This is a genomic window from Pseudomonas sp. GM33 (genome assembly GCF_000282295.1).
Lineage (GTDB): Bacteria > Pseudomonadota > Gammaproteobacteria > Pseudomonadales > Pseudomonadaceae > Aquipseudomonas > Aquipseudomonas laurylsulfatiphila.
The window spans coordinates 84,473-110,372 of the sequence record NZ_AKJO01000010.1; the positions used below are offsets into that span (position 1 = coordinate 84,473).

Genomic DNA, 25,900 nt, shown 5'->3' on the forward strand with positions numbered 1-25,900 from the left:
CTCGGCCAAGGCTCAGTAACCCTGTTCAGCGACAGCCTTGGCCGCAGTGATCAGGCACTGGGTCAATTCCGGCGAAGAGAACTTGGTCAGCACCGCGTTCGCCCCTGCCAGTCGTGCTTTCTCGGCGTTCATCGCACTGTCCAGCGACGTGTGCAGCAAGACATAAAGATGCGCGAAGTCCGGGGTTTCCCGCAGGGTGCGGGTGAAGGCGTAGCCGTCCATCTCGGACATTTCGATGTCCGAGACGATCAGGTTGATCTGCTGCGCGGTGCCTTGCAGATCCAGCAGGCAGTCGATGGCTTCCTTGGCGCTGCGGGCGGTATGGCATTGCAGGCCAAGGTTACGCAAGGTGTGCACCGATTGCTGCAGGGCGACCTGGCTGTCATCGACTACCAGGATACGCGCGTTGCCGAGCAGTTCGGCGTCTTCCATGCTCAGTTCGGTCGGCGCCATTTCGATTTGTGCCGGGGCGATGCCGTGGATGACTTTTTCGATGTCCAGTACCTGCACCAGGGTGCCATCGACCGACGTCACGCCGGTGATGTAGGCGCGCAAACCACCGGAGCCGAAAGGCGGTGGGCGGATGTCGGTGGTCAGGCAATGGACGATCTTGCTCACGGCCTGCACGTGCAGGCCCTGCTTGGAGCGGCTGACATCCGTGACGATCAGGCAGCCGCCGTTCGGGTCTTCCAGCGGGCGCTCGCCAATGGCGCGGCTGAGGTCGATCACCGACAGCGATGCACCGCGCAGGGTGGCGATGCCTTTGACGTGGGGGTGTGACTCCGGCAACCGGGTCAGCGGCGGGCAGGGAATGATCTCACTGACCTTGAGCAGGTTGATCGCCATCAGCTTGCCGCTGCGCAGGGTAAACAGCAGAAGCGAAAGTGAGTCTGCGCGGGCTTTGGTGGAGGACATATGAACCTTCTCTGGAAAAAGGTGACGGGCAATCCCGGGATCGCCATGACTTCGATGCCGGGTTATCGACTTGTCGGGGGCAGGCTTTAGGGCACATGCCCTCATCTCGGATCAAATGGCAGACGATTGTGGCGAGGGGGCTTGCCCCCGTTGGGTCGCGAAGCGGCCCTCAGCTTTGTATCAGTTAAACCGCGTAACAGGATTTGCGACCGCTGCGCGGCCGAACGGGGGCAAGCCCCCTCGCCACAAGATTTCACTCGACACTGAAAAACACTATTTCATCCCCAACCGCTTGGCCATTCGCCCAAGGTTCGCCCGATCCAAGCCTAGCTCACGGGCAGCGCTTGCCCAGTTGTTGTTGTGCCGTTCCAGGCAGGCACCGATCATTTGACGCTGATAACGCTCGGTGGCCTCACGCAAATCGCCAGTCGGCGCTTGGGTGACGGTGGCGACAGGTTGCTCGGCAGCGGTTTCAACGCTGGCGTTGGGCAAGTCCAGGTCGGCGGCGCTCAGGCTGAGAATCTTCGGCCGTTCCTTGCAATTGCCCAGGGCTTTCAAGGCGCTGCGGCCGATCAAATGCTCAAGCTCGCGTACATTGCCGGGCCAGTCGTAGGCCAATAGTGCGGCCTGGGCGTCGCTGTTCAGGCGCAGGCTGTTGAGGCCCATGCGCGAACGGTTCTGCTCGAGGAAGTAACCGCTGAGCAGCAGCACATCGCGCCCGCGATCGCGCAGGGCCGGCACCAGCAGCGGATAAACGCTGAGGCGATGGTAGAAGTCGGCACGGTAACGACCGCTGCGCACTTCCTCGGCGAGGTCGCGGTTGGTCGCCGCGATCAGGCGCACGTCGACCTGATGCTCTTGGTCCGAGCCCAGTCGCTGCAGCTGACCGCTCTGCAACACGCGCAACAACTTGGCCTGCACGGTCAGCGACAACTCACCGACTTCATCGAGGAACAGCGTGCCGCCATTGGCCAGCTCGAACTTGCCACGGCGGTCATTCATCGCCCCGGTAAAGGCGCCGCGGACATGGCCGAACAACTCGCTTTCCACCAAGGTGTCGGGCAACGCGGCGCAGTTGAGGCTGATGATCGGCTTGTCGGCGCGGGGCGAGGCGGCATGGATGGCCTGGGCCACCAACTCCTTGCCGACCCCGGTTTCGCCGGTGATCAGCACGGTCAGGTCGCTGCCGCCGACCAGGCTGATTTCTTCGACCAGACGCTTGTGGGCCTTGCTCTGGCCAATCATCTCGCGGTTCTGCTGGCCGCTGGCCTGGCGGTAGACCTCGGCGCGCTGATGCTCATCTTCGACCCGGTTGTTCAACCGCTCGATGCGCTCCGCAGCGTTGACCGTGGCGGCCGCGAGGCTGGCGAAGGCTTGCAGGGCATCCAGTTCGATCGGTTCGAAGCGCTCCGGATCGAGGGCGTCGAGGGTCAGCAGGCCCCATGGGCGCTCGTCGATGAACAAGGGGCAACCCATGCAGTCGTGGACTTCCAGATGATCATCCAGGCCATCGACCAGACCGTCATAGGGGTCGGGCAAGTCGCTGTCGGCAGCGAAACGGGTCGGGCCGGGGCCGCTGAGCAGCGCTGCGAAACGCGGGTGCTCACTGACCTTGAAGCGCCGACCGAGGGTGTCGGTACTCAAGCCGTCGACGGCCAGTGGCACCAGCCATTCACCATCAAGGCGCAGCAGGGCGGCGGCATCGCACGGGAGCAGGGCGCGCATGGCTTCCAGCAGGCGGCGATAACGCTCGCCCTCGGGCAGTTCGCGGGACAGGTCGGAGACCAGGGGCAGCAAAGCGGTGAGCAGTGGTTTTGCAGTCATAGTGACTCCATGTAGTCGGTATGACTATAAAGCAGACAGTGTCGAAATGACTATTACGTTATTAACCTATTGATTTATAACGATTAAATAATTGGCACGAAAGCTGATACGCACAGGGTAATCCGTTAGCAATCCAAGAAGACCAGGAGTCACCTTATGCTGAGCGCTCAAGACCGTGCCATCGTCAAATCCACCGTACCGCTGCTCGAAAGCGGTGGTGAGGCGCTGATCACGCACTTCTACCGCATGATGCTCTCCGAATACCCGCAAGTGCGCCCGCTGTTCAACCAGGCCCACCAGGCCAGCGGTGACCAGCCGCGTGCCTTGGCCAACGGCGTATTGATGTATGCGCGCCATATCGACCAGCTCGACCAGTTGGGCGACCTGGTGGCCAAGATCATCAACAAGCACGTAGCCCTGCAGATCCTGCCTGAGCACTATCCGATTGTCGGCAGCTGCCTGCTGCGGGCCATCGCCGAAGTACTGGGCGAAGAGATCGCGACCCCGGAAGTGATCGCGGCCTGGGGCGCGGCCTACGGTCAACTGGCGGACATCCTGATCGGGGCCGAAGCCAGCGTTTACGACCAAAAAGAACAGGCCCACGGCGGCTGGCGCGGGGCGCGGGAATTCATCGTGGCGGGCAAGGTCCAGGAGAGCGCGGAGATCACGTCGTTCTACTTCGAACCAGCGGACAAAGGTCCGATCCTCAAGGCAGAGCCCGGCCAGTACATCGGCATGAAACTGATCCTCGACGGTGAAGAGATCCGTCGCAACTACTCGCTGTCGGCGCTGGCGAACAAAGGCCAATACCGCATCAGCGTCAAGCGTGAAGCCGGTGGTCGCGCGTCCAACTACCTGCATGACCAGATGCATGTCGGCGACAGCATCCAGTTGTTCCCGCCATCGGGCGAGTTCACCCTGACCGCCAGCGACAAACCATTGGTACTGATCAGCGGCGGCGTCGGCATCACCCCGACCCTGGCGATGCTCGAAGCGGCGCTGGAGACCCGGCGGCCGGTGCATTTCATCCACTGCGCGCGCAACGGCAGCGTGCATGCCTTCCGCGACTGGATCGATGGCCTGGCCGAGCGTCACCCGCAACTCAAGCGCTTCTACTGCTATTCCGAGGACGACGGCGTGAGCCCGGCGGCGCACAAGGTCGGTTTGTTGAGCCAGCAGCAGTTGAATGCGTGGCTGCCGGAGCAGCGTGACCTGGATGTTTACTTCCTGGGGCCGAAAGGTTTCATGGCGTCCATCAAGCGCCATCTCAAGGCACTGGGTGTGCCGGAGAAGCAAAGCCGCTATGAGTTCTTCGGGCCGGCAGCGGCGCTGGAGTAAGTGGTTGCGGCGACTCGGGGGACCGAGTCGCCTGTTTCGCGAGCAAGCCCGCTCCCACAGGGATTTGTGTCGATCCAGATTGATGTGAACGACACAGGTCCAATGTGGGAGCGGGCTTGCTCGCAAATGCCGCACTGCGGTCTTGAATTGAAAAAACGCTCGAAAGTTAATCCCTCCTTAACCGCCTTGTCGTCTATTCCCCCCGAATCCCCCGGACATGCTCCAGACTCTCAAAGGTCCGGGCCAGCGTGTAGACTGGCGGGCACTCGAATCTTGAAGGGAAACGCGATGAGCGATGAATCCATGCGGTTGGGGCGTGAACGGCGCTACCTGGTGTTGTTGGGCATCATTTGCCTGGCGTTGATCGGCGGCGCGCTGTACATGCAAATTGTCCTGGGCGAGGCGCCTTGCCCGCTGTGCATCCTGCAACGTTATGCGTTGCTGCTGATCGCGATCTTCGCCTTCATCGGCGCGGCCATGCGCAACCGTCGCAGCATCACGGTGTTCGAAACCCTGGTGGTGATCTGTGCGCTGGCAGGCGCAGGCGTTGCCGGGCATCACGTCTATACGCAGTTCTATCCGGCGGTCAGCTGTGGCATCGATGTGCTGCAACCGATTGTCGATGACTTGCCGCTGGCGAAGATCTTCCCGCTGGGTTTCCAGGTCGATGGTTTCTGCTCCACGCCATACCCGCCGATCCTCGGTTTGTCGCTGGCGCAGTGGGCGCTGGTGGCTTTCGTATTGATCGTGGTACTGGTCCCGCTGTTGACGTCGCGTAACCGCAAAGCGCTGCGCTGAGGTCATCGGTCGCCACGCATTGTCGGACAAAAAAGCCCCGTTCCTTGCACAGAGGAGCGGGGCTTTTTTTGTGTTGAGGAGCGCATTCCAGAGCCCAGGTAAAAAGACCCTGATGTGGGGCAGCCAAGGGTGCGACACATGTGCGACATGTTGTCACAGAGTCAGTGTCGCAGGGCGTTCATGGAAGCCGGATTGGCACATGGAATCGTAACTAAATTGGGCTGTTTTGCAGGCTCCCGTTTTTTCCCGTTCCGAGCCCGAACAGGCAGTTTTAACAGGGCCTGGCGAATGGCCGCAGTCCCCGTCATATCGGGCCTCTGGCAGGATCAAGGGTAGCAGGGAGGCACCCGATACTGTCTGAACTGTGGGTGGAAGACCTACTTATTTTGGTGTTTTTGTTGAGAATCAATTTCGATAAGATGCGCCACTTTTGCGAAAATGGTGAATGATTGTTGCCGGTTCGGATAAAAATTATTTCGGGATGAGACATGGTTTATAAAACGCTACATATCTACAATCGCCCGCACTGAATTCCCGACGCTGCTCAAATCTTAACCAGGTGTGAGCAGGAACAGGGTGTCGAGAGGTCTGGTGGCTTCATGCGATGCCCAGGTGTCGGAGCCTCCAACTACCCGCACCAAATGGAATTGGTCTGTAACAAGGCCTTTGACCACGAATTCGAATAAGAACTCACCGCAGGCCCGGGATTTGTCGTACAGCGTCTGACGCACGACGGGCATGCCCTTATTCAATCCAAGAAAAATGCCAACCCTTGGCAGGGTGAAGTGTTGGCGATCAAAACCCAACTGCATTGCGCAAGCTGCTTTAGAGGTCGTGAGATGAGTAAAAACAGGTACCCCAGACTACTAGGCTTATTGCCGCTGATCGGCACGTTGTTGCTGTCAGGCTGCAACATGACCTTGCTCAATCCCAAGGGCCAGGTCGGTCTGGACGAGCGAAACCTGATCATCACCGCAACGCTGCTGATGCTGTTGGTCGTGATTCCGGTCATCGTCATGACCTTCCTGTTCGCCTGGAAATACCGCGCGTCCAACACCAACGCCACCTACACCCCGAAATGGAACCACTCCACCAAGATCGAGATCGCGGTGTGGGCCGTTCCAGTGCTGATCATCATTGCCCTGGGTTACGTCACCTACAAGTCGACCCACGCCCTTGACCCGTACAAGCCGCTGGAATCGGACGTGAAGCCGGTGACCATCGAAGTGGTCGCGCTGGACTGGAAGTGGCTGTTCATCTACCCGGAACAAGGCATCGCCACGGTCAACAAGATCGTGTTCCCGGCGCACACCCCGATCAACTTCCGCATTACCTCTGACGCCGTGATGAACTCGTTCTTCATCCCTGCGCTGGGTGGCCAGATCTACGCGATGGCGGGCATGCAGACCAAGCTGCACCTGATCGCCAACGAAAACGCTGAAATGGACGGTATCTCCGCCAACTACAGCGGCGCTGGTTTCACCGGCATGAAATTCAAAGCGATCGCAACTTCCCAGGAAGATTTCGACGCCTGGGTAAGTGAAGTCAAAAAGGCACCTAAACAGCTTGAACAAGCTGAATACGCAGCCCTTGCCAAGCCAAGCCAGAACAACCCAGTCGAGCTCTACTCCTCGGTGACACCGAACCTGTTCCAGACCATCGTCGACAAGTACGAAGGCATGAAACCAGGGCCTAAGGTGCACCACGAGAAGAAAGAGAAAGAAGTGGCCGCTACGGACATGAACTCGCATTCAGCTGCCGGGGCAGAGGAGTAAACGATGTTTGGTAAATTAAGTTGGGAAGCGATCCCGTTCCACGAGCCGATCGTCATGGTGACCATCTCCATGATCGCGCTCGGTGGTCTGGCGTTGTTCGCTGCAATCACCTACTTCAAGAAGTGGACCTACCTGTGGACCGAGTGGCTGACGTCGGTCGACCACAAGAAAATCGGCGTGATGTACATCATCGTCGCCATGGTCATGCTGCTGCGCGGCTTTGCCGACGCCATCATGATGCGTACCCAGCTGGCCATGGCCACCGAGGGTTCGCCTGGCTACCTGCCACCTGAACACTATGACCAGATCTTCACCGCTCACGGTGTGATCATGATCATCTTCATGGCGATGCCATTCTTCACCGGCCTGATGAACCTTGCAGTGCCGCTGCAGATCGGCGCGCGTGACGTTGCCTTCCCGTTCCTGAACTCCCTGAGCTTCTGGCTGCTGGTTTCCGGCGTGGTGCTGATCAACCTGTCCCTGGGCGTCGGCGAGTTCGCCAAGACCGGCTGGGTTGCCTATCCGCCGCTGTCGGGCCTGCAATACAGCCCTGGCGTGGGGATGGACTACTACATCTGGGCGCTACAGCTATCCGGTTTGGGGACAACGCTGACGGGGGTTAACTTCCTCGCTACCGTGCTGAAAATGCGTACCCCTGGCATGAAGCTGATGGACATGCCGATCTTCACCTGGACCTGCACCTGGGCCAACGTCCTGATCGTGGCTTCGTTCCCGATCCTGACCGCTACCCTGGCGCTGCTGACGCTTGACCGTTACATGGATTTCCACATTTTCACCAATGAACTTGGTGGCAATCCGATGATGTACGTGAACCTGTTCTGGGCCTGGGGTCACCCTGAGGTGTACATCCTGATCCTGCCGGCGTTCGGTATCTTCTCCGAAGTCATCTCGACCTTCACCGGCAAGAAACTGTTCGGCCACCACTCGATGATCTACGCATCGGGCGCGATCTCGATCCTGGGCTTCATGGTTTGGCTGCACCACTTCTTCACCATGGGTTCGGGTGCCAGCGTCAACGCCTTCTTCGGTCTGGCGACGATGCTGATTTCCATCCCGACGGGTGTGAAGCTGTTCAACTGGCTGTTCACCATCTACCAGGGCCGTCTGCGTTTCACCAGCCAGGTGCTGTGGACCCTGGGCTTCATGGTGACCTTCGCCATCGGCGGCATGACCGGCGTACTGCTGGCCATCCCGGGTGCTGACTTCGTTCTGCACAACAGCCTGTTCGTGATCGCGCACTTCCACAACGTGATCATCGGCGGTGCGGTATTCGGTTACATCGCAGGTTTCGCGTTCTACTTCCCTAAAGCGTTCGGCTTCAAGCTGCACGAAGGTTGGGGCAAGGCTGCATTCTGGTTCTGGATCTCGGGCTTCTTCGTCGCGTTCATGCCGCTCTATGCACTGGGCTTCATGGGCATGACCCGTCGTCTGAACGCCACCACCAACCCTGAGTGGGTGCCGTACCTGTACGTCGCCATGTTCGGTGCGGTGATGATCGCCGTGGGTATCGCTTGCCAGCTGATCCAGCTGTACGTCAGCGTGCGTGACCGCAACAAGCCGGAAAACATGTGCGAACACGGTGACCCGTGGAATGCACACACCCTGGAATGGTCGACCTCGTCGCCACCTCCGTTCTACAACTTCGCTGTGCTGCCTAAAGCCGACGTTGTCGACCCGTTCACCGAAGCCAAGGAAAACGGCACCGCGTACAAGGTTCCGGCCAAGTACGAGCCGATCCACATGCCAAACAACACCGCTACCGGTGTGGTGATGGGCGCGCTGTTGACCGTGTTCGGTTTCGCGATGATCTGGCACATCTGGTGGCTGGCGATCGCGAGCCTGGCAGGCACCGTGATCTACTTCGCGATCCACGCGGCCCGTGATGATCAAGGCTATATGGTGCCGGTCGACGTGATCGAGCGCATCGAAGCCGAGCAGCACAAGCGTCTGGTTGCGGCAGGGAAAATCCCGGCCACCGCCACCCGTGTTGAAACCTCGTTGGAACAGGCTTAAACCATGTCGAACTTAGTGACCAATGCTGGACACACCCATGTCGATGGACATGGGCATGATGACCATCACCACGACTCGGGCGAGATGACCGTATACGGTTTCTGGCTCTACCTGATGACCGACTGCATTCTGTTTGCGTCGATCTTCGCGGCGTACGCGGTACTGGTTAACAACGTAGCGGGTGGCCCGTCGGGCCACGACATCTTCGAACTGCCATACGTACTGGGCGAAACCGCTCTGCTGCTGTTCAGTTCGATCACCTACGGCTTCGCCATGCTGGCGTTCTTCCGTGGCAACAAGAAGCAGGTCCTGGGCTGGCTGGCCATGACCTTCCTGTTCGGTGCCGGCTTCATCGGCATGGAGATCAACGAGTTCCACATGCTGATCTCCGAAGGTTACGGCCCGAACCGCAGCGGCTTCCTGTCCGGGTTCTTCACCCTGGTCGGCACCCACGGTCTGCACGTGACCAGCGGTCTGATCTGGATGGCGATCATGATGTACCAGGTGCAGAAAAAGGGCCTGACGGCGACCAACCGGACCCGTCTGAGCTGCCTGAGCCTGTTCTGGCACTTCCTGGACGTAGTGTGGATCTGCGTATTCACCGTTGTTTATCTGATGGGGACTATGTAAATGGCTAACGCAGCTCATTCCCACAATGGCCATGACAGCCACGACGCCGGACACGGCAGCGTCAAGTCCTACGCCATCGGCTTCATCCTGTCGGTGATCCTGACCCTGATCCCGTTCGGTCTGGTGATGTACCCGACGCTGCCGAAGTCGATCACCCTGATGATCGTCGTCGCGTTCGCAGTTATCCAGGTGCTGGTGCACCTGGTGTACTTCCTGCACCTGGACCGTTCGGCCGCACAGCGTAACAACGTGATTGCGTTTGTCTTTGCCGCGATCGTGATTGTCCTGCTGGTTGGCTTGTCGCTGTGGATCATGTTCAGCATCCACACGTTCATGATGGCGAAGTGAGGTAGATCCGCATGTCCCTTAAGCACTTTATCCAAATCACCAAACCGGGGATCATTTTCGGTAACGTGCTTTCTGTGGCAGGCGGATTTTTCCTGGCCTCCAAAGGGCATGTCGATCTGGCCATCTTCCTGGCCGCCATGATCGGCACGTCCCTGGTGGTTGCCTCCGGTTGCGTGTTCAACAACTGCATCGACCGCGACATCGACCTGAAGATGGAACGCACCAAGAACCGCGTGCTGGTCCAGGGCTTGATCTCCCTGAAACTGGCACTGGTCTATGCAACCGTCCTGGGTGTCGCCGGCGTTGCCCTGTTGTACAAGGTGGCCAACCCGTTGGCCGCGCTGTTCGCCGTCATCGGCTTCGTGATCTACGTCGGCTTCTACAGCCTGTACCTCAAGCGCAAGTCGGTTCACGGCACGCTGGTGGGCAGCCTGTCGGGCGCCATGCCGCCGGTCATCGGCTACGTCGCGGTGAGCAACACCTTCGACATGGCCGCGCTGACCTTGCTGGTGATGTTCAGCCTGTGGCAGATGCCGCATTCCTATGCCATCGCGATCTTCCGCTTCAACGATTACCTGGCCGCATCGATTCCGGTGCTGCCAGTGAAGCGCGGCATTGAAGTGGCCAAGAAGCACATCCTGATCTACATCCTGGCCTTCCTCGTGGCGACCTTGATGCTGACCTTCAGCGGCTACGCCGGCATGAGCTACCTCGCCGTCGCCGCGGCCATGGGCATGTACTGGCTGTACATGGCCTGGACCGGCTACAAGGCAGTGGATGACACGGTCTGGGCACGCAAGCTGTTCGTGTTCTCGATCTTCACCATTACCGCGTTGAGCGTGATGATGTCCCTGGACTTCAAAGTGCCGACCGAGCTGTTGCTGACGTACGCGCCTTAAGCGTCGGATGCTGTAAAAAAAGCCCCGCCTTCGAGAGAAGAGCGGGGCTTTTTGTTGGGGTAAGTCACAGGCCTGCTCGTCAGGAAGATGTTTCGATGGTTGCCTGACTATAGGCAATTTGCTTATAGTTTACTAATGCGAACCGTATTCTTCGAAACCACATCTTTCACTGCTACCGTTGGTAATTATCTGACGGACGATGAGTATCGTGCGTTGCAGTCGCACATGCAGCTGAACCCGCAAGCGGGTGATGTCATGCCTCGAACAGGCGGTTTCCGAAAGCTGCGTTGGGCAGATGGACGTCGCGGTAAAGGTAGGCGAGGTGGCTTGCGGGTTATCTATTATTGGCTTATGAATGATGGCCAGTTCTGGATGTTTGCAATTTATGACAAAGATGAGCTTGAGAATTTGACCGCCGACCAAGAGAAGGTGCTCAAGAAAGCCATAGAAACAGAGTTGAAAAAACGAGGTACCCCATGAAAAAACGCGACCTGTTTGCAGAATTGATGCAGGGCGTTGATGAGATGGCGGCTCAACGCGAAGGCAAGATTACATTGCGCAATACTGTTGTGGAGGACATCCCTGCGCCTGAGGTGGGAGCACAAGAGATCGTTGCGCTACGGGAAAAGCTACACATGTCCCAGGCCGTTTTTGCCAAGCGAATTCGAACCAGTCCCAGCACCCTGAGAAACTGGGAGCAGGAAAAATCGAAGCCCAATGCTCAGGCCGCTTTGCTGATCAGGTTGGTGGAGAAATTCCCGGATATGGTTGATCGACTGGCAGTCGTTTGATCACATCGTCGAGTATCTGAAAAGCCCCGCGTTTCAAACGAAATGCGGGGCTTTTTGTTTATGCGCGGTTGTTACACGGCGCATCGAGCACCTTCACCACATCATCGATAATTGCCTTGCTCATATCCTGCAAAAAGTGCGAGGCCCAGGCGTGCCGGTCGGAGTCGCGAACCATGGCGGCGTCTGAGGCGAGCAGTTTGGCGACGTGGAGCAGGTCGGAGGCGTGGTAGAGGGCTTCGATCACCGGGACACCGGCGTTGATGCGGAACAGTGGTTCGTTGGCGTGGTAGGAGAAGGGGGTGAGGCCGATGGTTTTCAGGTCTTGGGGGTTGGTCATTGGGCTTCACCTCCTGTTGGGCTGGAGGTGGAGGAGCATGACTGGTGTAGCAAACGGATCGATAGCGTTCATGAGTAAAACTCCCGTATAAAATTGAGAGCTACCACGTTCGTTCTCAGGCGAATGGGTGGCAGCTATGCGCGGGCTGAGAAACCGGAGATACAGGAATCCGGCAGACCCGAAGGTCTCCCACGCACAGCCGCCATTGCACGAGTGTGTAGACACAAAAAAGCGCCGGCAATCGTGATTGGTGGCGCTTGTGCGCCCGTATTTTACCCGGGTTCTCAGGCCCGGTCGCTGAATTGGCAGCGACGGGGGGCGAAGTTAGCCGGCAAGGATGAGGTCGGCAATCGTAGCGATCTGCTGGCCGGGGATGGCCGGGACACCACAACCCCTGTGGGAGCGGGCTTGCCCGCGAAGGCGGTGTGTCAGGCAACATTGATGCTGGATGTGACGGCCTCTTCGCGAGCAAGCCCGCTCCCACAATGGTTAGTCTTCATCGCGGATACCGGGCACGACGCTGGTCCCCTGTGGGAGCGAGCCTGCTCGCGAAGGCGGTGTGTCAGGCGACATTGATGCTGGATGTGACGGCCTCTTCGCGAGCAAGCCCGCTCCCACAGGATTGAGAGCAGTCAGTTATTTATGGGTTTTATCCAGCAAGCGGAAAAACCGCTCTCGCACTTGCAAGCTGTCGCTGTGCGCCACATTGAAGCGCAGGAACTGACTGGCATTCGGCCCTTTGCTCAACAAGGTGCCCGGTGCCAATACCATGTTGTTCACCAGCCCTTGTCGAGCCAGGTTCTCGGCGTGCAAGCCCTCCGGCAACCGCGCCCAGATAAACACGCCTTCGCCCGGCAACGAGGAAAGCGAACACCCGGCCTCCGCCAGCCAACTCGCTACCCGACTGTTGGATTCATACAGCCGGTCCACGGTGCGCCGCGCATGCTTGGCGTAGCTGCCGTCACTAAGCATGGTACAGGTGATCTGCTCCGCCAGTTCCGAGGTCACGCCACCGCAGGCCATTTTCAGGGCGACCATGCGTGCTGCCAGTTGCGGTGACAGTACGGTGTAGCTGACGCGGCTGTTGGCGGTCAGGGTCTTGGAGAAGCCGGAGACGTAACTCACATTGTCCAGCCCGCTGGCTGCCAGGCGCGGGGTGCGGCGTTGCTGGATGTCGCAGTACAGATCGTCTTCGACGATGTGGAAGCCATGGCGGTGGCTCAGTTCCAGCAAGCGGTAGACCTGGGCCGGGGTGAACGAGTGGCCGGTGGGGTTATGCAGTGTGCTGTTGGTCATGTACAGCACGGGTTTGTGGGCGATCAGCAGTTGCTCGAGCGCGTCGAGGTCCATGCCGTCGCAATCCCGGGCAATGGTGATGACTTTGGCCCCGTGCAGCGCCAGGTTGGCGTGCATGTTGAAGTAGCACGGATCATCGAGCAGTACGGTGTCGCCGGGTTTGACCAGCAGGCGCATCAGCAGGTCGATGGCCTGCATGGTGTTGGCGGTGGTGATGATCTGGTCCACCGGCGCTTCGATGCCGAAGGTCGCCAGTTTGACCCGCAAAGCCTGGCGCAACGGCAAGTAACCACCGGCCACGCCGTACTCGCCCATGCGCAACGATGTCGCTCGCAAAGTGCCGCGCACGGCTTTCTGCAATTCTTCGGCGGGCAGCCAGGAGGTCGGAAGAAAACCGCAGCCGGGGCGCAGTGCGCCGTTGTCCAGCAGCAGTGCGCGACGAATCACGCTGAGGGTGTCCTGGGGTTGCAGGTCCGGGCCGGTGCCACTTTTCAGCGCCGCTTCGGAGCGATGCACGTAATGCCCCGATCCCTGGCGCGACACCACCAGCCCCTTGGCGCGCAAGCGGTCCAGCGCATCCACCACCGTAGACTTGCCCACGTTCATCAAGTCGGAGAGTTCGCGAATCGGCGGCAGCTTGGCGCCGTGGGGCAGGCCACCGGTGCTGATCGCCTGGGTCAGCTGATCGACGATCTGCTGCACCAGCGGCGCGCCGGGCTGGAATTCAATGGCTTTGATGACTGCACGTTGAACCTGCATTTTACTGGTCTCTCCGGCAGTAAAGTTCGTTGGATTCTATACGAACTTGCCCTGATCAGGACAAGCCTCTCTCTCTACCATGCCCTTACAGACTTTTCTGAATGTCGGCCTTTGTTGGCGGGCGTTCATCCGGTTCCTGAGGTGCTGCATGAGTGTCGAAACAACGGTCGCGGTGGCCAAGCCGGTCATTAACCTGCGGTTATTCACGATCCGGATCATCACGGCTGTTTCGCTGTTCGCGGTGCTGGGCAAGGCCAACGTCTGGCTCGACACGGCCACCAACAGCATCCTGGCCCTTGGATATCGTGCCTTGTTGCTGTTGTTGCCCCTGACTTTACTGGTGCTTGGGCGCCGCTCCCTGAGCGTCACGCTGCTGTGTGCCGGCCTTGGCCTGGTGCTGCTGGCGCTGACCAGCAATCAAGGCATGGTGATGTTTGCCGCCGCACTCTTTGCCTACGGCATTGCCATCGCCGGCTACCTGATCAAGAGCGAAGCGGCCCAGACCAAGGAGGGTGCGGCCTACAACCGCGTGGCCATGAACATGGGCAGCCTGGTGGCCGGTTTGATCCTGCTGTCGCCGCTGCTCACGCCAACGATGTTTTTCCTCGGTGCGGCGGCGTTCGTGTTGCTGTGCCTGCCGATCGCCCTCGGCGCGACCTTCACCACCGAGCCAGTGGTATCCCGCCGGGCCAGTCAGGCCGGTAGCAACTGGGGTAACAAACTGCCCTGGGTGATTGCCGGGATCATCATGGGCATCAAGCTGTTCGGGGTGTTCTCGATCCTGCCACAGGCGATCCTGCTCAAGACCGGCGAGCTGCCGGCCTGGTACGGCTTGATGCTGATCCTCAACAGCGCCGTGGTGGTGTTCGCCCAGGTGCCGGTGATGAAGCTGATCGAGCGCACCGGGCGCTTCAAGGTCGTGGCGGTGATCGGGATCATCGTCGGCGGTTTTGCCGTGCTGTCTTCGCCCGCTGCGTTCCACGTCGAAACCCTTGCCGGGGCGCTGATCTGGGTGGCGTTGCTGTCGATCGCCGAATGCGCCTTCAGCTACCTCGATTACTTCTCGGTCAAGCAAAACAACATGTTCGTCAAGGAAGTGTCCCTGGGTGTGGGGGCCGGGCTGACCGTGTTGATCATGCGAGTGGTGCCGGCGCCGTACAACGCGCTGGTCCTCGCCGCCATCGGCGCCGGCGGGATCCTGGCCTGGTACTGGCTCAACCGTCAATCCAATGCGTCGTTGCATGACTGAGTCATCGCCGTTGCGGGTTTCACTTTGCAGGTCGGGGGCATTATGAATACGACTTCATGCGTGGTAGTGGTCGGTTACAACGGCAATCGGGTTCACGACATCCAGAAACTGCGCGAGCTGTCCAAGTCGCTCTACAACGCCAGGCTCATCCTGCTGGTCGAGAAGATTCAGCCCCATGACGACCAGGTGGCCGATCACGTCTGCAGCACTTCGCTGGCCGAGAAAGACGTGGCGGCGTCCCTTGAACTGGTGGTGGGGTGCCTGAATGCCGACAGCTGGAAGCTGATCGGCGTACTGCCGTTCTCCGATCGCGGCGTGCTGCTCGGTGCCGCGCTGGCCAGTCACTTCGGCCTGCCGGGCATTACCCCGGACGAAGCGCGGGCGGGCCTGGACAAGCAGATCTTTCGCCGGCTCGAAGCCACGGCCAGCACCTCCCCTGAAGAATACCGGCCGGTGTTTTCCGTGCGGGTCGAAAGCCTGCCGGAACTGCGCCAGCGCGTCGTCGAACTGGGTGGCAAGGCCTTCATCAAGCCAGCCTGCGAAGGGGCGAGCCGAGGCTGTCGCGTGATCCATCACCCTTCGGAGTGCGATGACGCCTGGCTCGCCCTCAAGCCCTACCGCGAAGGCGGCATCGTCCTTGAAGAGCTGGTGCAGAACGCTCGCGAATACAGTTGGGACTGTGTGGCCGGCAGCACTTGGGTGACTGAAAAAACCACCACCGAAGGCGCCTACCGCGCCGAGATCCAGCAAGTGGTCCCCGCACCGCTGCCGGCTGAGGTCCAGGCACGCTTGATGGCGGCCGGTCGGCATATGGCGGGTCTGGTGTCCGGGGACAACGGTGCCTGGCACAACGAAGTGTTCCTGCGCCGCGACAACCTGACCAGCGCCGTGGAAACCAACATGCGCCCTGGCGGCATGCACATCTGGGACCTGGCCAAGCGCGCCTTCGTCAATTTCGATCCGTGGGAACGCTGGGTGCGCTGGGCGGTGGAAGGCAAGACCGAGCAGCATGATCCGGTGGCTCGCGGCTACTGCGGCATTCGCCTGCTCCGGGCGCCGGCCGGCGGCATCCTGCGGGCAACGCCAGACATCGAGGCCCTGGCCCGCACACTGCGTATCGACCTGGTGGAAGGGCAGTACGCCAAGCGGATTGGCGACTCGGTCAGCGCGTTGGTCAAAGACAACTTCTCATTCATCGGCCACATCGTGTTGTTCAACGAACACTACGGGCAACTGAGCAACGATCTGTTGCGCCTGGCCGAGTCGATTGAGTCCCGTATTGACGTCACTTGCCAGGCACCGGCCACCCGCGCCGTGTGTTGAACCCGCAAGGGCCAGGTTTTTTGCATTACTGATTAAGAGGGTTCGATCAATGATCCAGCACATGACCTGCGATGAACGCTTCATCGCCCTGGCCAAAGAGTTTGGCTATGACATCTACGGCGAAAACACCGCAGGCGGGCATTACGCGCCGCTGATCCGTCATCACGATGAGCTGTACATCAGCGGCCTGGTGCCACGCATGAACGGCAAGATCCATTACCCCGGCCGCGTCGGGCTGGACCTCAGCATGGCCGATGCGCAAGCAGCCGCCAGCATCAGTGCGATGCGCGGGCTGGCGTTGATCGTCGATGCCATCGGTTCGCTGGACAAGATCAAGTCATTGATCCGGGTAACGGTCTATGTGAAGTCCACGGATGATTTTGTCGACTTGAGCGAAGTGGCCAACGGCGCCTCGGATGTGTTCAGCCACGTATTGGGGGATGCCGGTAAACATACGCGCACTACAGTCGGTGTTTATCAATTACCGAAGAATGCCGCGATAGAAGTGGACATGATTGCCGCCTTGCGTCCATCGGTTTTGTAAATTATTTCCAGTCTTTACAGCGCTGAACCTATAACTTAAGGTTTAGCGCTAAAGTGTGCGAAATAAAAAAGAAGGGACGTGCGAATGGATAACTTTCAAGGTGCGTTTTTTTCATATAAGGACTTTCGTCAGAGCCTGCATCATCGACAACAAAGTGCCAAGGTGTGGAAAGGCACCGAACTGGCGGGTATGCGTCAGACCCTTGAGGCCAGCGACGTGGATATTGTCGCCTTGGCTCACGACAAGAGCATTGACGGCTGTGCAGTGACGCCCGGGATGGCGATCGCCATGCAATGGCTGAACCCCGGTGTAACGCTCAACGGTCATGCCCACTCCTGGTGGCATCTGTTCGTTATCCAGTGTGGCAGCGGCGTGCTGACCCTCGGCGATGCCGATGAGGTCAACGTCAGCAGCGGCGACGTGCTGCTGGTGCCGGCCTGGACCCGGCATGGCTTCGTCAACACCAGCAAACACGAGCCTCTGGCGATGCTCAACATGAGCAACATGCCACAAATGGCACTGCTCTCGAACTTTGCCGACAGCCATGGCCTGATCACCACCCAGCCGTAATTTCCCAACGCATCAACCCAGGGAGCCAACCTTCGTTGGCTCCCTTTTTTTTGTTTTAGAGGCCTGCCCCTGTATCCCCATTTGCAGCACTTTTGGCTGCGTGTCTGCCGGTAAAAAACAACTTTCTGTATCGATTGAAACGGACAAATTCTGTATCTATTCAGCCTCCATTCAACTAACTACGATCACCTCCAATGCACGTTAATCCCTGCAGTCAGTGAATGGAGTGCTCTATGGAAAACAGGAAGCTCAAACTGTATATCGGCGCCGATCATGTCAGCGCTTTTGCGATGTCGGCTTTTGTCGCGCTCAAGGAAAAGCAACTTTCATTTGAACTTGTCACGGTTGATCTGAAGTCACGCGAAAACTATAGGGCGAGTTATCGCGATCTTTCGTTGACTTGCAAAATTCCAACCTTGGTTCACGACGATTTTGCCTTGTCGGAATCCTCGGCGATTGCCGAGTACCTCGATGAACTCTGCCCGGGGCATAAAAAACTCTATCCGCAGGGCCTCCAGCAGCGTGCCCGCGCCCGTCAATTGCAGGCCTGGTTGCGCAGTGACTTGCTGATGGTGCGCAAGGAGCGCCCGTTTGACCTGGTGTACTTCGGCAAGAAAAACACCGCGCTGTCCGACGAGGCCCAAGCCGCCGTCGAGCGCCTGTTGTTCGTCGCCGACCATTTGCTGGAGGAGGGCGCCGAGCATCTGTTCGGTGACTGGAGCATTGCCGACACCGACCTGGCAATCATGCTCAACCGCCTGGTTGCCAACGGCGACCCGGTGCCGGCACGGCTCCAGGCCTATGTGCGTCGCCAGTGGGATCGCGACAGCGTTCGGGCGTGGATGGACATAGAGCGCAAAGCGCCGGCCATCGCCTAACAACACTCAGGGCAACCACCAGGAGCGCGGCCATGCAAGGACTGTCGGAGCACGAACGCTACAAATCCTATAACTCACGCACCATCCGCGACACACCTTACTGGCACAAGCTGACGCCGGCGTTGCAGGAGGCCATGACCGTGGTGGCCCGGGTCATGCCGTTTCGCACCAACGACTATGTGCTGGGCACGCTGATCGACTGGAACAACATTCCGGACGATCCTGTTTTCCGCATGACCTTTCCCCACAAGGACATGTTGCTGCCAGAGGAATATGCCTCGCTCAAGCAACTGATCGAGCTGGATGACAGTGCGGCGATCAAGCGTCGGATCGAGGCGATCTGGCTGCGCATGAACCCGCATCCGGCCGGGCAGTTGACCCACAACGGCGTCACGCTCAACGGCAAAGTCCTGCCGGGTATCCAACACAAGTACCGCGAGACCGTGCTGTTTTTCCCCGGTGCCGGTCAGACCTGTCACGCGTACTGCACCTTCTGTTTCCGCTGGGCGCAGTTCATCGGCGAGGAAGAACTCAAGTTCAATGCTCGCGAGTCCCAGGAGCTGGTCAGTTACCTGCGGGTGCATACCGAAGTCACGGATGTGCTGATTACCGGCGGCGACCCGATGATCATGAACACCCGCTCGCTGGCCGGTTACATCGAGCCGTTGCTGCAATTGCCACATCTCAAGAGCATCCGCATCGGCACCAAATCGGTGGCGTACTGGCCGCAGCGTTTTGTCAGCGACAAGGATGCGCCCGAGTTGCTGGCGCTGTTCCGGCGCATCGTCGCGGGGGGTAAGAACCTGTCGATCATGGGCCACTACAACCACCCGGTGGAGATCCGCCAGGCCATTGCCCGCCAGGCCGTCGAGCGCATCCGCTCGACGGGCGCGACGCTGCGCATGCAGGCGCCGGTGATCCGCCACATCAACGAAAACCCCGCCGATTGGGCCGCGCTGTGGACCGAAGGCGTGCGGCTCGGGGCCGTGCCTTATTACATGTTCGTCGAACGTGACACCGGCCCCAGCCACTACTTCGCGATGCCGCTGGTCCGGGCCTTCGAGATCTTCCAGGCGGCGTACCGCACGGTGTCGGGGCTTGCGCGAACGGTGCGCGGGCCGTCCATGAGCACCTTCTACGGCAAGGTATTGATCAACGGCATCGAGACCGTCGCCGGGGAAAAAGTCTTCGTCCTGCAGTTCCTCCAGGCACGCAATCCGCAATGGGTGTTGCGCACGTTCTACGCGCGCTTCGATCCGCAGGTGACCTGGTTCGACGACTTGCAACCGGCCTTCGGCGAGCGCTCGTTCTTCTTTCAGACCGAGCTCGCCACCGTGCCGGAATTGATACCGGTGTTGCTGGAAACGGCGTAGGAACATTCATGAACAATGGGGAGATATGGAGATGAGCAGTATCCCGTTCGATCAGCGCGAGGGTGTCATCTGGCTCGACGGCGAGTTCGTCGAGTGGTCCCGGGCGCAGTTGCATGTACTGACCCATGGCCTGCATTACGCGAGCACCGTGTATGAAGGCGAGCGGGTCTACAACGGTAAAATCTTCAAGCTGCGAGAGCACAGCGAGCGGCTGTACCGCTCGGCGCACCTGATGGGTTTTGCCATTCCCTATGAGCTGGCCGAACTGGAAGCGGCGAGCCATGAACTGCTGCAATGCAACAAGGTGCTCGAGGGTTATCTGCGCCCGGTGGCCTGGCGCGGCAGTGAAATGATCTCCACCTCGGCGCGCTTCAACCGTGTGCACGTGGCCATTGCCTGCTGGCAGTGGCCGAGCTATTTCGACCCGGCGGCGCGCATGGCCGGCATCCGCTTGAAAACCGCGGACTGGCGCCGTCCGCCACCCTGCAGCAGCCCGTTCGAGGCCAAGGCCTCCGGGCATTACCAGATCGCCACGCTGAGCAAGCACGACGCCGAGAACACGGGTTACCACGATGCGCTGATGCTCGACTGGCGCGGCCACGTCGCCGAAGCCACCAGCGCCAATGTGTTCTTCGTCAAAGGCCGGACGCTGCATACGCCGCTGCCGGATTGTTTTCTCAACGGCATTACCCGGCAAACCGTGATCGAACTGGCCAGGGCGCTGGATTATCAGGTGGTCGAACGGACGATTCTGCCTACTGAACTCGGCGACTTCGATGAATGTTTTCTCACCGGCACCGCTGCCGAAATCACCCCGGTGCAGAGCATCGACGAGCAGCGCTACCGACCGGGCGATGCCTGCCGTGACTTCATTGCCGCCTACACCTCAACCGTAAACGCCTGATCACCTGCCAGGAATCTCACCATGTCGGATCAAGGGATTGTTGCGTCTCAACCTTACATTTCGCTCGGCCATCGTCATGAAGAGCTGTCGACGCTGGGCTGGACTGTGCTGACCCCGGAAGAATTTGCCGATGATGTCGTAGTCACCTTGCATGAGTTCGGTCCGATCATTCCGCAGTTCAACGGCCAGATGGCCTTTGCCATTACCCGCAAGCCGGGTTACGAAGACTTGCCGTACTCCCAGAGCATGAACGGCATTGGCCCGCACACCGAGGCGCCAGTGTACGGGCCGCCGCCGCGTTACCTGGCATTGCATTGCCATAAACAGGCGACGTGTGGCGGCGGGCACACCGGTTTGGTGGACGGCTACGAATTTCTCAAGTCCCTGGAGCGCAGTGAACCAGAACTGCGTGAGTGGCTGGATGACACGCCGGTAGAATTTGTCGCCACCGCCAAACCGGGCGAACCGGACCAACGGCGGGTCAAGGAGTACATCCTCACGCCTACGGAGGACGGGGATATTTTCCGCTTCAGTTACAACCAGTTTCACTACGGCGATGTAAACCCGTCCAAGGAAGCTCTACAACATTCCCTGGTCGCCAACTGCACCTCGCCGCTGGCCAGGTTTGCCGCGCTCGGCGAGGCGTACTTCGTCGAGCACAACATTCCGGTGCTGATTCCCGACGGATGCCTGCTGATTTGGGACAACTGGCGGATGATTCACGCCCGCAGTCGTTACACTGATCCGGCGCGCAACCTGACCCGCTATTGGCTGGCCTGATTTTTCCGGCGTCCTTCATTCTTTTGGCGTACCCCTTGGCGGGTACGCGTCTTACAGGTATCGCGTCATGCAAACAGCAATCGAGATCGCCCAGGTCGATCATCAACTGATCGTGCGGCTCAACCAGGCCTGGACCAGGCGCGCCTCCGTTTGTGCGCCGGACAGGGCCCAGATCATAGAAGCGTTCGACCCGCTGCGCCCGGACTACCCGGAGTGCATGGTGCCGTTTTTCCATCACCCGACATTCCAGGCCTTGAGTGACGAGCTCAAAAGCAGCGTGGTGACCTGGGGCTGGATCGGCTACAACCTGCGCACCGTCACCGCCGAAGAACACATTGTCAATCCGGCCCTCAGCGTCATTGCCAATCAGTACCTGGGCAAGGACGACTGGCATTTTCGCGAGGCCATGCAACAGACCCTGATCGACGAGCACTACCACACGCTGATGCACCTGCGCGCCATCGAACGGACCAGGCTGGAGCGGGCGCTGGATCAGGATCTGGATCTGCCGCCGTCCGTCACTTACCTGCGCCTGAAGGCCTTGCAGGCCGAGCTGACCGAGCCATGGCAGCGGGATCTGGCGGCGATCACCTTTGCGGTGGTGGCCGAGATCAGCGTCAACGCCTATCTGGATTTGCTGGCGGATGACCAGACCATCCAGCCGCAGAACCGCCGGGTGGCCGAGTTGCACAATCGCGACGAATACGCGCACAGCAAGGTGCTGGCTGAAGTGGCGAAGGTCATGTACGCCAATATGCAGCCGACCCAGCGGGAATTTTTCGCACGTAACCTGTCGGTGGCGTTGAGTGCCTTTATCGCTCAGGACTACTCGATGTGGGAGGCGATTCTCACGCAGCTCGGGGTCGAGGAGGCGGTGTTGATCATTGCCGACACCCGAGAAAGCAACAGGAACGCGACCATCATGCGCGATTACAGCGGCCTGCATAAACTGGCACAGGACCTGGGCATCAGCGAGCAGATCGATTTCGACTTCCGTCCGACCCTCAAAACCACGGCGGCCGCCTGAGCCCGGAGGTGTCCATGTCCACGCCTGTGTACGAAGTGTTCGCCATCCGTGTCGGCGCAAACGCCCAGCGCACCGCCAGGGAGAATTTTCTCTACGACGCCTGTTGCGGTGATCCGAATGCGTCGATGCCGCTGGATTACTACTTCTGGGTCATCCGCAACGAGCAGCAGGTGATCGTGGTCGACACCTGTTTCCAACCAGCCACGGCGGACCGGCGCAATCGCCAGATGTACCGCCTGCCGGAAGAATCCCTGCGGCAACTGGAAATCGATCCGGCCCGGGTCGAACACCTGATCCTGACCCATTTGCATTGGGACCATGCCGGCAACCTCGGGCTGTTCCCGAAGGCGACCGTGCATTTGCAGGAAGCGGAACTGCGTTTTTGCACCGGGCCGAAAATGTCCCATCGCACGGTGAACAAAACCTACGAGGTCGAGGACGTGATGTCGGCGCTGCCACCGCTGTTCGAAGGGCGGATGCGTTTGCACAGCGGCACGGTCGAAGTGTTGCCAGGTGTGACCCTGCACCCCGTGGGCGGACACACGCCGGGCAGCCAGGTGGTGCGCGTGAATACTGAGCGCGGCTGGATTGTCCTGGCCTCGGATGCCGCGCACCTGTGGGTCAACATTCGTGAGCGCAGTCCGTTCCCGATCCTCGATGACCTGGCGCAAACCCTCGAAGCCTTCACCGAGATCGACCGCCTGGCCGATGGTGAAGACCACGTCATCCCCGGCCACGACCCGCTGATCGCCGAGCGCTTCCCGCACTGGAATGACGACCCGCATATCATTTGCCTGCACCAACCCCCGAGCTGAAGATCACCTCAAACCCTGTGGGAGCGGGCTTGCTCGCGAAAGCGGTGTGTCAGACACAGCAATTTTCAATGCACTGACGCCTTCGCGAGCAAGCCCGCTCCCACAGTGCCGGTGTTAACCCTGAGCTTTCAGGATACGTCCCAACGTCTGCAGTGCCTCATCGATCCGTGGCGAATACGGCGCGCCGCAGCCAATGCGCACAAAGTGATTGAAGCGCTCGGTGTTGGAAAAAATATCCCCAGGAGAAATCTGGATGCCGACCTTCAGCGCCTCGTGAAAAAACGCCATGGACGAATGCCGGCGAGGCAATTCCACCCACAACAACGTGCCGCCTTGCGGGTGGGTCACGCTGGTGCCGATGGGAAAATAGCGGGCGATCGCCGTGCTCATCTGCGCGCGTTGTACGGTCAGGGTTTTCCTCAGCCGTCGCAGGTAACGTTCATAAGACGGTGTGCGCATGAATTCGCTGACCGCCAGTTGCGATAACAGCTCGCACCCCCGCGACTGCGTGTGCTTGAGCATCTCCACACGGTCGTGCCATTTCCCAGCGCTGATCCAGCCCAGGCGCATGCCCGGAGCCAGGGTTTTGTTCAACGAGGCGCAATAGATCACGTTGTCGGTGCGGTCCCAATGTTTGAGCGTGGACAGCGGTTGTTCGGTGTCCACCAGGTCGCCGTAGGTGTCGTCCTCGATCAGCACGGTGTCGTGCTCGGCGCACAGTTTCACCAGCCGTGCCTTGTTGGCGTCGGGCATGATGCTGCCCAGCGGGTTTTGCAGGTTGGGAATGACGATCAACGCCTTGACCGGTTCAGGGCCTTGCAGCAGCCCTTCCAGGGCCGCCAGATTGAGCCCGGTGTGGGCCGAGGCCGGGACTTCCAGTACCCGCAGGCTCAGGCTTTCGAGAATTTGCAGCAGACCGTAGAAGGTCGGCGACTCCACGGCCACGGTGTCGCCGGGGCGGGTGACCGCACGCAAGGCCAGGTTGATCGCTTCGGTGGCGCCGTTGGTGATCACGATCCGTTCGGGGGCCAGGTGGGTCTTGCTGGCCAGTGCCCGCCGCGCCAGGAGGTTGCGCAATGCGCTGTTGCCGCAGGTCGAGCCCGCGGCGCCGAGCAGGCAGGTGTCGTAGCGCAGCGACTTGATCATGTTGTCTTGCAAGGTCTTCAGCGGATAAAGCTCCGGCGCGCAGTAGGCGCTGGCGAAATTGACCTTGATCGTTGCGCGTTGGCTGGCCTTGAGCACCGTTGAGACCTGTTGATGAATGCCGACATAGGCACTGGTATCCAGCGCTGGCGGCGAGGCAACCGGGGCGGGCCTGGGCAGGGTGTCGGGCTGGCGAATGTAGTTGCCGGAACGCGGTCGGGCTTCCAGCACGCCGCAGTCTTCCAGTTCCCGGCACACCTGCACCGCGGTCGACAGGCTGACGGCATGTTTTTCCATCATCAAGCGGATCGAGGGCAAGCGTTCACCGGTTTTCAAGGTGCCGCTGCGGATAGCGTCCAGATAGTGATTGGCCAGTTGGCGATACAAAGGGGTCGTGTTCATGATGACCTCAGCAGTTGCACCACCGAGGTCTGGGCTGGAAAGTGAGTTGACGCTCCCCGCAGGCGGACCCGTGGTGCTCATGGGTGAAGGGAAGTGTTGTTCTGCGTCGATACTGGAAGAGTAATCGCGGTTTTGCCCGAATCACGGGCAATAAAAAGCCCCGCACGGATGGCGGGGCTCTTGAGTCAGTCGCTGAGGACCTTGTGGCGAGGGGCGCCTTACTGCGCGGCGATGCTGTACCCATCGAACGCCGTCTGCTGTTGCAGGGCGGTGATGATGTTCTTGCGGTTGACTGCTTGCTCGGCGCCGCTGTTGTCCAGGAACGTCTCGCTTTCCAGTTCAGCCTCATCGCCTTCGCCAACGAAGGTGAAACCGAGGAACTCCAGGGCTTCACGGTCGACGTTCAGGCGCGAGCGCGGTGTGCGCAGCGGCAAGGTGACGCTGATGCCGTCCTTGCTGATGGTGAACACTTCGACTTCTTTCTTGGCCTTGGCGGCCTTGCTCTTGCCGCCGCTCGGGTTGCTGATGGCCTGGTGCGTCTGGTTCAGCACCTTCAGTGCCAGGCCGTAGACGATTTCCTGGAACGCCGGGTCGTCCTTGAAGCTGGAGAGGATGCGGCTGATCGGGAACTTGCTGCTCAGGTCTTCCAGCGCGGCGATGTCGGCGGCTTCGGCATCCTTGAGTTGCTTGAGCTGGCCCATCAGTTCATAGGCCTTGTCGTCGTCGAAGCTGTCGTGGGCCTGACGAATGGCGGCGCGCAGTTCGCGGATCTGGTCACTTTCGCGGGTGGACTGGAAAGCGTCCAGCACCATCTCGCTGATGGTTTTCGCCTGGGGTACGTGTTGTGAAAGATTGATGGAGTTTTCGTATTCCGCTTTGGACGACAAGGTGACTACGGATTCAGCGGTGTTGGAATCGGACATTGAAATTTCACTACTTTTTTCAGCTTGAATAGGGGCGAGAAAGCCCGGGGGCTTTTTCAGGCCGCCTAATCTATTGGACCGAGACCGCGTTGTCACGGATCAACAGGCGGCTGGTCATGTTTTTGCTCCTCTGTAGGAGCGAGCCTGCTCGCGATGGACGTTAACGATAACGCGTTCATTCTGAATGAGCGCGGTGCCCTTGAGACCATCGCGAGCAGGCTGTAG

At 59.7% G+C, this 25,900-nt stretch carries 26 protein-coding genes; 19 read left to right on the forward strand and 7 right to left on the reverse strand.

What is annotated here, in order from left to right; genetic code table 11:
* Positions 1–12: 12 nt before the first annotated feature.
* Together PMI26_RS27190 and norR are read right to left on the reverse strand one after the other, a co-directional pair.
* Complete coding sequence (locus PMI26_RS27190) at positions 13–915, reverse strand: chemotaxis protein CheV (RefSeq protein WP_007970363.1); 903 nt, start codon at positions 913–915, stop codon at positions 13–15.
* Between the two features lie 273 nt (positions 916–1,188).
* The gene (gene norR, locus PMI26_RS27185) at positions 1,189–2,739 is read right to left on the reverse strand and encodes a nitric oxide reductase transcriptional regulator NorR (protein WP_007970364.1); all 1,551 of its coding nucleotides are present in this window, start codon (positions 2,737–2,739) and stop codon (positions 1,189–1,191) included.
* Positions 2,740–2,895: 156 nt separating this feature from the next.
* Between norR and hmpA the strand changes: the two genes are divergently transcribed.
* Both hmpA and PMI26_RS27175 read left to right on the forward strand, forming a co-directional pair.
* Entirely contained in the window at positions 2,896–4,077 is a 1,182-nt protein-coding gene (hmpA, locus tag PMI26_RS27180) for an NO-inducible flavohemoprotein (protein ID WP_007970365.1), read from the forward strand.
* A gap of 288 nt (positions 4,078–4,365) precedes the next feature.
* The gene (locus tag PMI26_RS27175) at positions 4,366–4,875 is read left to right on the forward strand and encodes a disulfide bond formation protein B (protein WP_007970367.1); all 510 of its coding nucleotides are present in this window, start codon (positions 4,366–4,368) and stop codon (positions 4,873–4,875) included.
* Between the two features lie 551 nt (positions 4,876–5,426).
* Here the strand turns inward: PMI26_RS27175 and PMI26_RS27170 are convergent.
* A complete protein-coding gene (locus tag PMI26_RS27170; protein ID WP_007970369.1) occupies positions 5,427–5,687 on the reverse strand; it encodes a hypothetical protein in 261 nt (86 codons plus the stop codon).
* A 27-nt stretch (positions 5,688–5,714) separates the two neighbouring features.
* On the opposite strand from PMI26_RS27170, the gene cyoA reads away from it, so the two are divergent.
* The 7 genes from cyoA to PMI26_RS27140 all read left to right on the forward strand — a co-directional run bounded on the left by cyoA (position 5,715) and on the right by PMI26_RS27140 (position 11,352).
* A complete protein-coding gene (cyoA, locus tag PMI26_RS27165; RefSeq protein WP_007970370.1) occupies positions 5,715–6,650 on the forward strand; it encodes a ubiquinol oxidase subunit II in 936 nt (311 codons plus the stop codon).
* A gap of 3 nt (positions 6,651–6,653) precedes the next feature.
* Positions 6,654–8,684, forward strand: coding sequence for a cytochrome o ubiquinol oxidase subunit I (gene cyoB, locus PMI26_RS27160; protein ID WP_007970371.1), 2,031 nt, complete (start codon positions 6,654–6,656; stop codon positions 8,682–8,684).
* 3 nt (positions 8,685–8,687) lie between these two features.
* Positions 8,688–9,314, forward strand: coding sequence for a cytochrome o ubiquinol oxidase subunit III (locus PMI26_RS27155; RefSeq protein ID WP_007970372.1), 627 nt, complete (start codon positions 8,688–8,690; stop codon positions 9,312–9,314).
* A complete protein-coding gene (gene cyoD, locus PMI26_RS27150) occupies positions 9,315–9,662 on the forward strand; it encodes a cytochrome o ubiquinol oxidase subunit IV (RefSeq protein WP_007970373.1) in 348 nt (115 codons plus the stop codon).
* Positions 9,663–9,673: 11 nt separating this feature from the next.
* Positions 9,674–10,561: a heme o synthase gene (gene cyoE, locus PMI26_RS27145; protein WP_007970374.1), complete on the forward strand. Its 888-nt coding sequence runs from the start codon at positions 9,674–9,676 to the stop codon at positions 10,559–10,561.
* Positions 10,562–10,696: 135 nt separating this feature from the next.
* The gene (locus tag PMI26_RS0129290) at positions 10,697–11,041 is read left to right on the forward strand and encodes a hypothetical protein (RefSeq protein WP_033047368.1); all 345 of its coding nucleotides are present in this window, start codon (positions 10,697–10,699) and stop codon (positions 11,039–11,041) included.
* A complete protein-coding gene (locus tag PMI26_RS27140; RefSeq protein ID WP_007970375.1) occupies positions 11,038–11,352 on the forward strand; it encodes a helix-turn-helix domain-containing protein in 315 nt (104 codons plus the stop codon). Before PMI26_RS0129290 ends, PMI26_RS27140 begins: the two co-directional genes overlap by 4 nt.
* 58 nt (positions 11,353–11,410) lie before the next feature.
* Here PMI26_RS27140 and PMI26_RS27135 read toward each other — a convergent pair whose 3' ends face one another.
* Complete coding sequence (locus tag PMI26_RS27135) at positions 11,411–11,689, reverse strand: DUF3077 domain-containing protein (RefSeq protein WP_007970376.1); 279 nt, start codon at positions 11,687–11,689, stop codon at positions 11,411–11,413.
* 636 nt (positions 11,690–12,325) lie between these two features.
* Positions 12,326–13,744: an aminotransferase-like domain-containing protein gene (locus PMI26_RS27130; RefSeq protein WP_007970377.1), complete on the reverse strand. Its 1,419-nt coding sequence runs from the start codon at positions 13,742–13,744 to the stop codon at positions 12,326–12,328.
* A 148-nt stretch (positions 13,745–13,892) separates the two neighbouring features.
* Between PMI26_RS27130 and PMI26_RS27125 the strand changes: the two genes are divergently transcribed.
* From PMI26_RS27125 to PMI26_RS27080, 10 genes are all read left to right on the forward strand, one after another.
* Complete coding sequence (locus PMI26_RS27125) at positions 13,893–14,993, forward strand: hypothetical protein (RefSeq protein WP_007970378.1); 1,101 nt, start codon at positions 13,893–13,895, stop codon at positions 14,991–14,993.
* A gap of 42 nt (positions 14,994–15,035) precedes the next feature.
* Complete coding sequence (locus tag PMI26_RS27120; protein ID WP_007970380.1) at positions 15,036–16,316, forward strand: ATP-grasp domain-containing protein; 1,281 nt, start codon at positions 15,036–15,038, stop codon at positions 16,314–16,316.
* A gap of 49 nt (positions 16,317–16,365) precedes the next feature.
* Positions 16,366–16,860, forward strand: coding sequence for a RidA family protein (locus tag PMI26_RS27115; protein WP_007970381.1), 495 nt, complete (start codon positions 16,366–16,368; stop codon positions 16,858–16,860).
* Between the two features lie 84 nt (positions 16,861–16,944).
* Complete coding sequence (locus tag PMI26_RS27110) at positions 16,945–17,430, forward strand: cupin domain-containing protein (RefSeq protein ID WP_007970383.1); 486 nt, start codon at positions 16,945–16,947, stop codon at positions 17,428–17,430.
* A gap of 233 nt (positions 17,431–17,663) precedes the next feature.
* Entirely contained in the window at positions 17,664–18,308 is a 645-nt protein-coding gene (gene yfcF, locus PMI26_RS27105) for a glutathione transferase (RefSeq protein WP_007970385.1), read from the forward strand.
* 32 nt (positions 18,309–18,340) lie between these two features.
* The gene (locus tag PMI26_RS27100; RefSeq protein ID WP_007970387.1) at positions 18,341–19,681 is read left to right on the forward strand and encodes a KamA family radical SAM protein; all 1,341 of its coding nucleotides are present in this window, start codon (positions 18,341–18,343) and stop codon (positions 19,679–19,681) included.
* 31 nt (positions 19,682–19,712) lie between these two features.
* Positions 19,713–20,585, forward strand: a complete 873-nt coding sequence (locus PMI26_RS27095) for a branched-chain amino acid aminotransferase (RefSeq protein ID WP_007970389.1) — start codon at positions 19,713–19,715, stop codon at positions 20,583–20,585.
* 21 nt (positions 20,586–20,606) lie between these two features.
* Entirely contained in the window at positions 20,607–21,365 is a 759-nt protein-coding gene (locus PMI26_RS27090; protein WP_007970391.1) for a TauD/TfdA family dioxygenase, read from the forward strand.
* 67 nt (positions 21,366–21,432) lie between these two features.
* On the forward strand, positions 21,433–22,392 hold the full coding sequence (locus tag PMI26_RS27085) for a diiron oxygenase (protein WP_007970393.1): 960 nt from the start codon (positions 21,433–21,435) through the stop codon (positions 22,390–22,392).
* 14 nt (positions 22,393–22,406) lie between these two features.
* Positions 22,407–23,207: an N-acyl homoserine lactonase family protein gene (locus PMI26_RS27080; protein WP_007970395.1), complete on the forward strand. Its 801-nt coding sequence runs from the start codon at positions 22,407–22,409 to the stop codon at positions 23,205–23,207.
* A 114-nt stretch (positions 23,208–23,321) separates the two neighbouring features.
* On the opposite strand, the gene PMI26_RS27075 is transcribed toward PMI26_RS27080, so the two are convergent.
* Both PMI26_RS27075 and PMI26_RS27070 read right to left on the reverse strand, forming a co-directional pair.
* Positions 23,322–24,752: an aminotransferase-like domain-containing protein gene (locus tag PMI26_RS27075; protein ID WP_007970397.1), complete on the reverse strand. Its 1,431-nt coding sequence runs from the start codon at positions 24,750–24,752 to the stop codon at positions 23,322–23,324.
* A 218-nt stretch (positions 24,753–24,970) separates the two neighbouring features.
* A complete protein-coding gene (locus tag PMI26_RS27070; RefSeq protein ID WP_007970398.1) occupies positions 24,971–25,675 on the reverse strand; it encodes a hypothetical protein in 705 nt (234 codons plus the stop codon).
* Positions 25,676–25,900 lie beyond the last annotated feature (225 nt).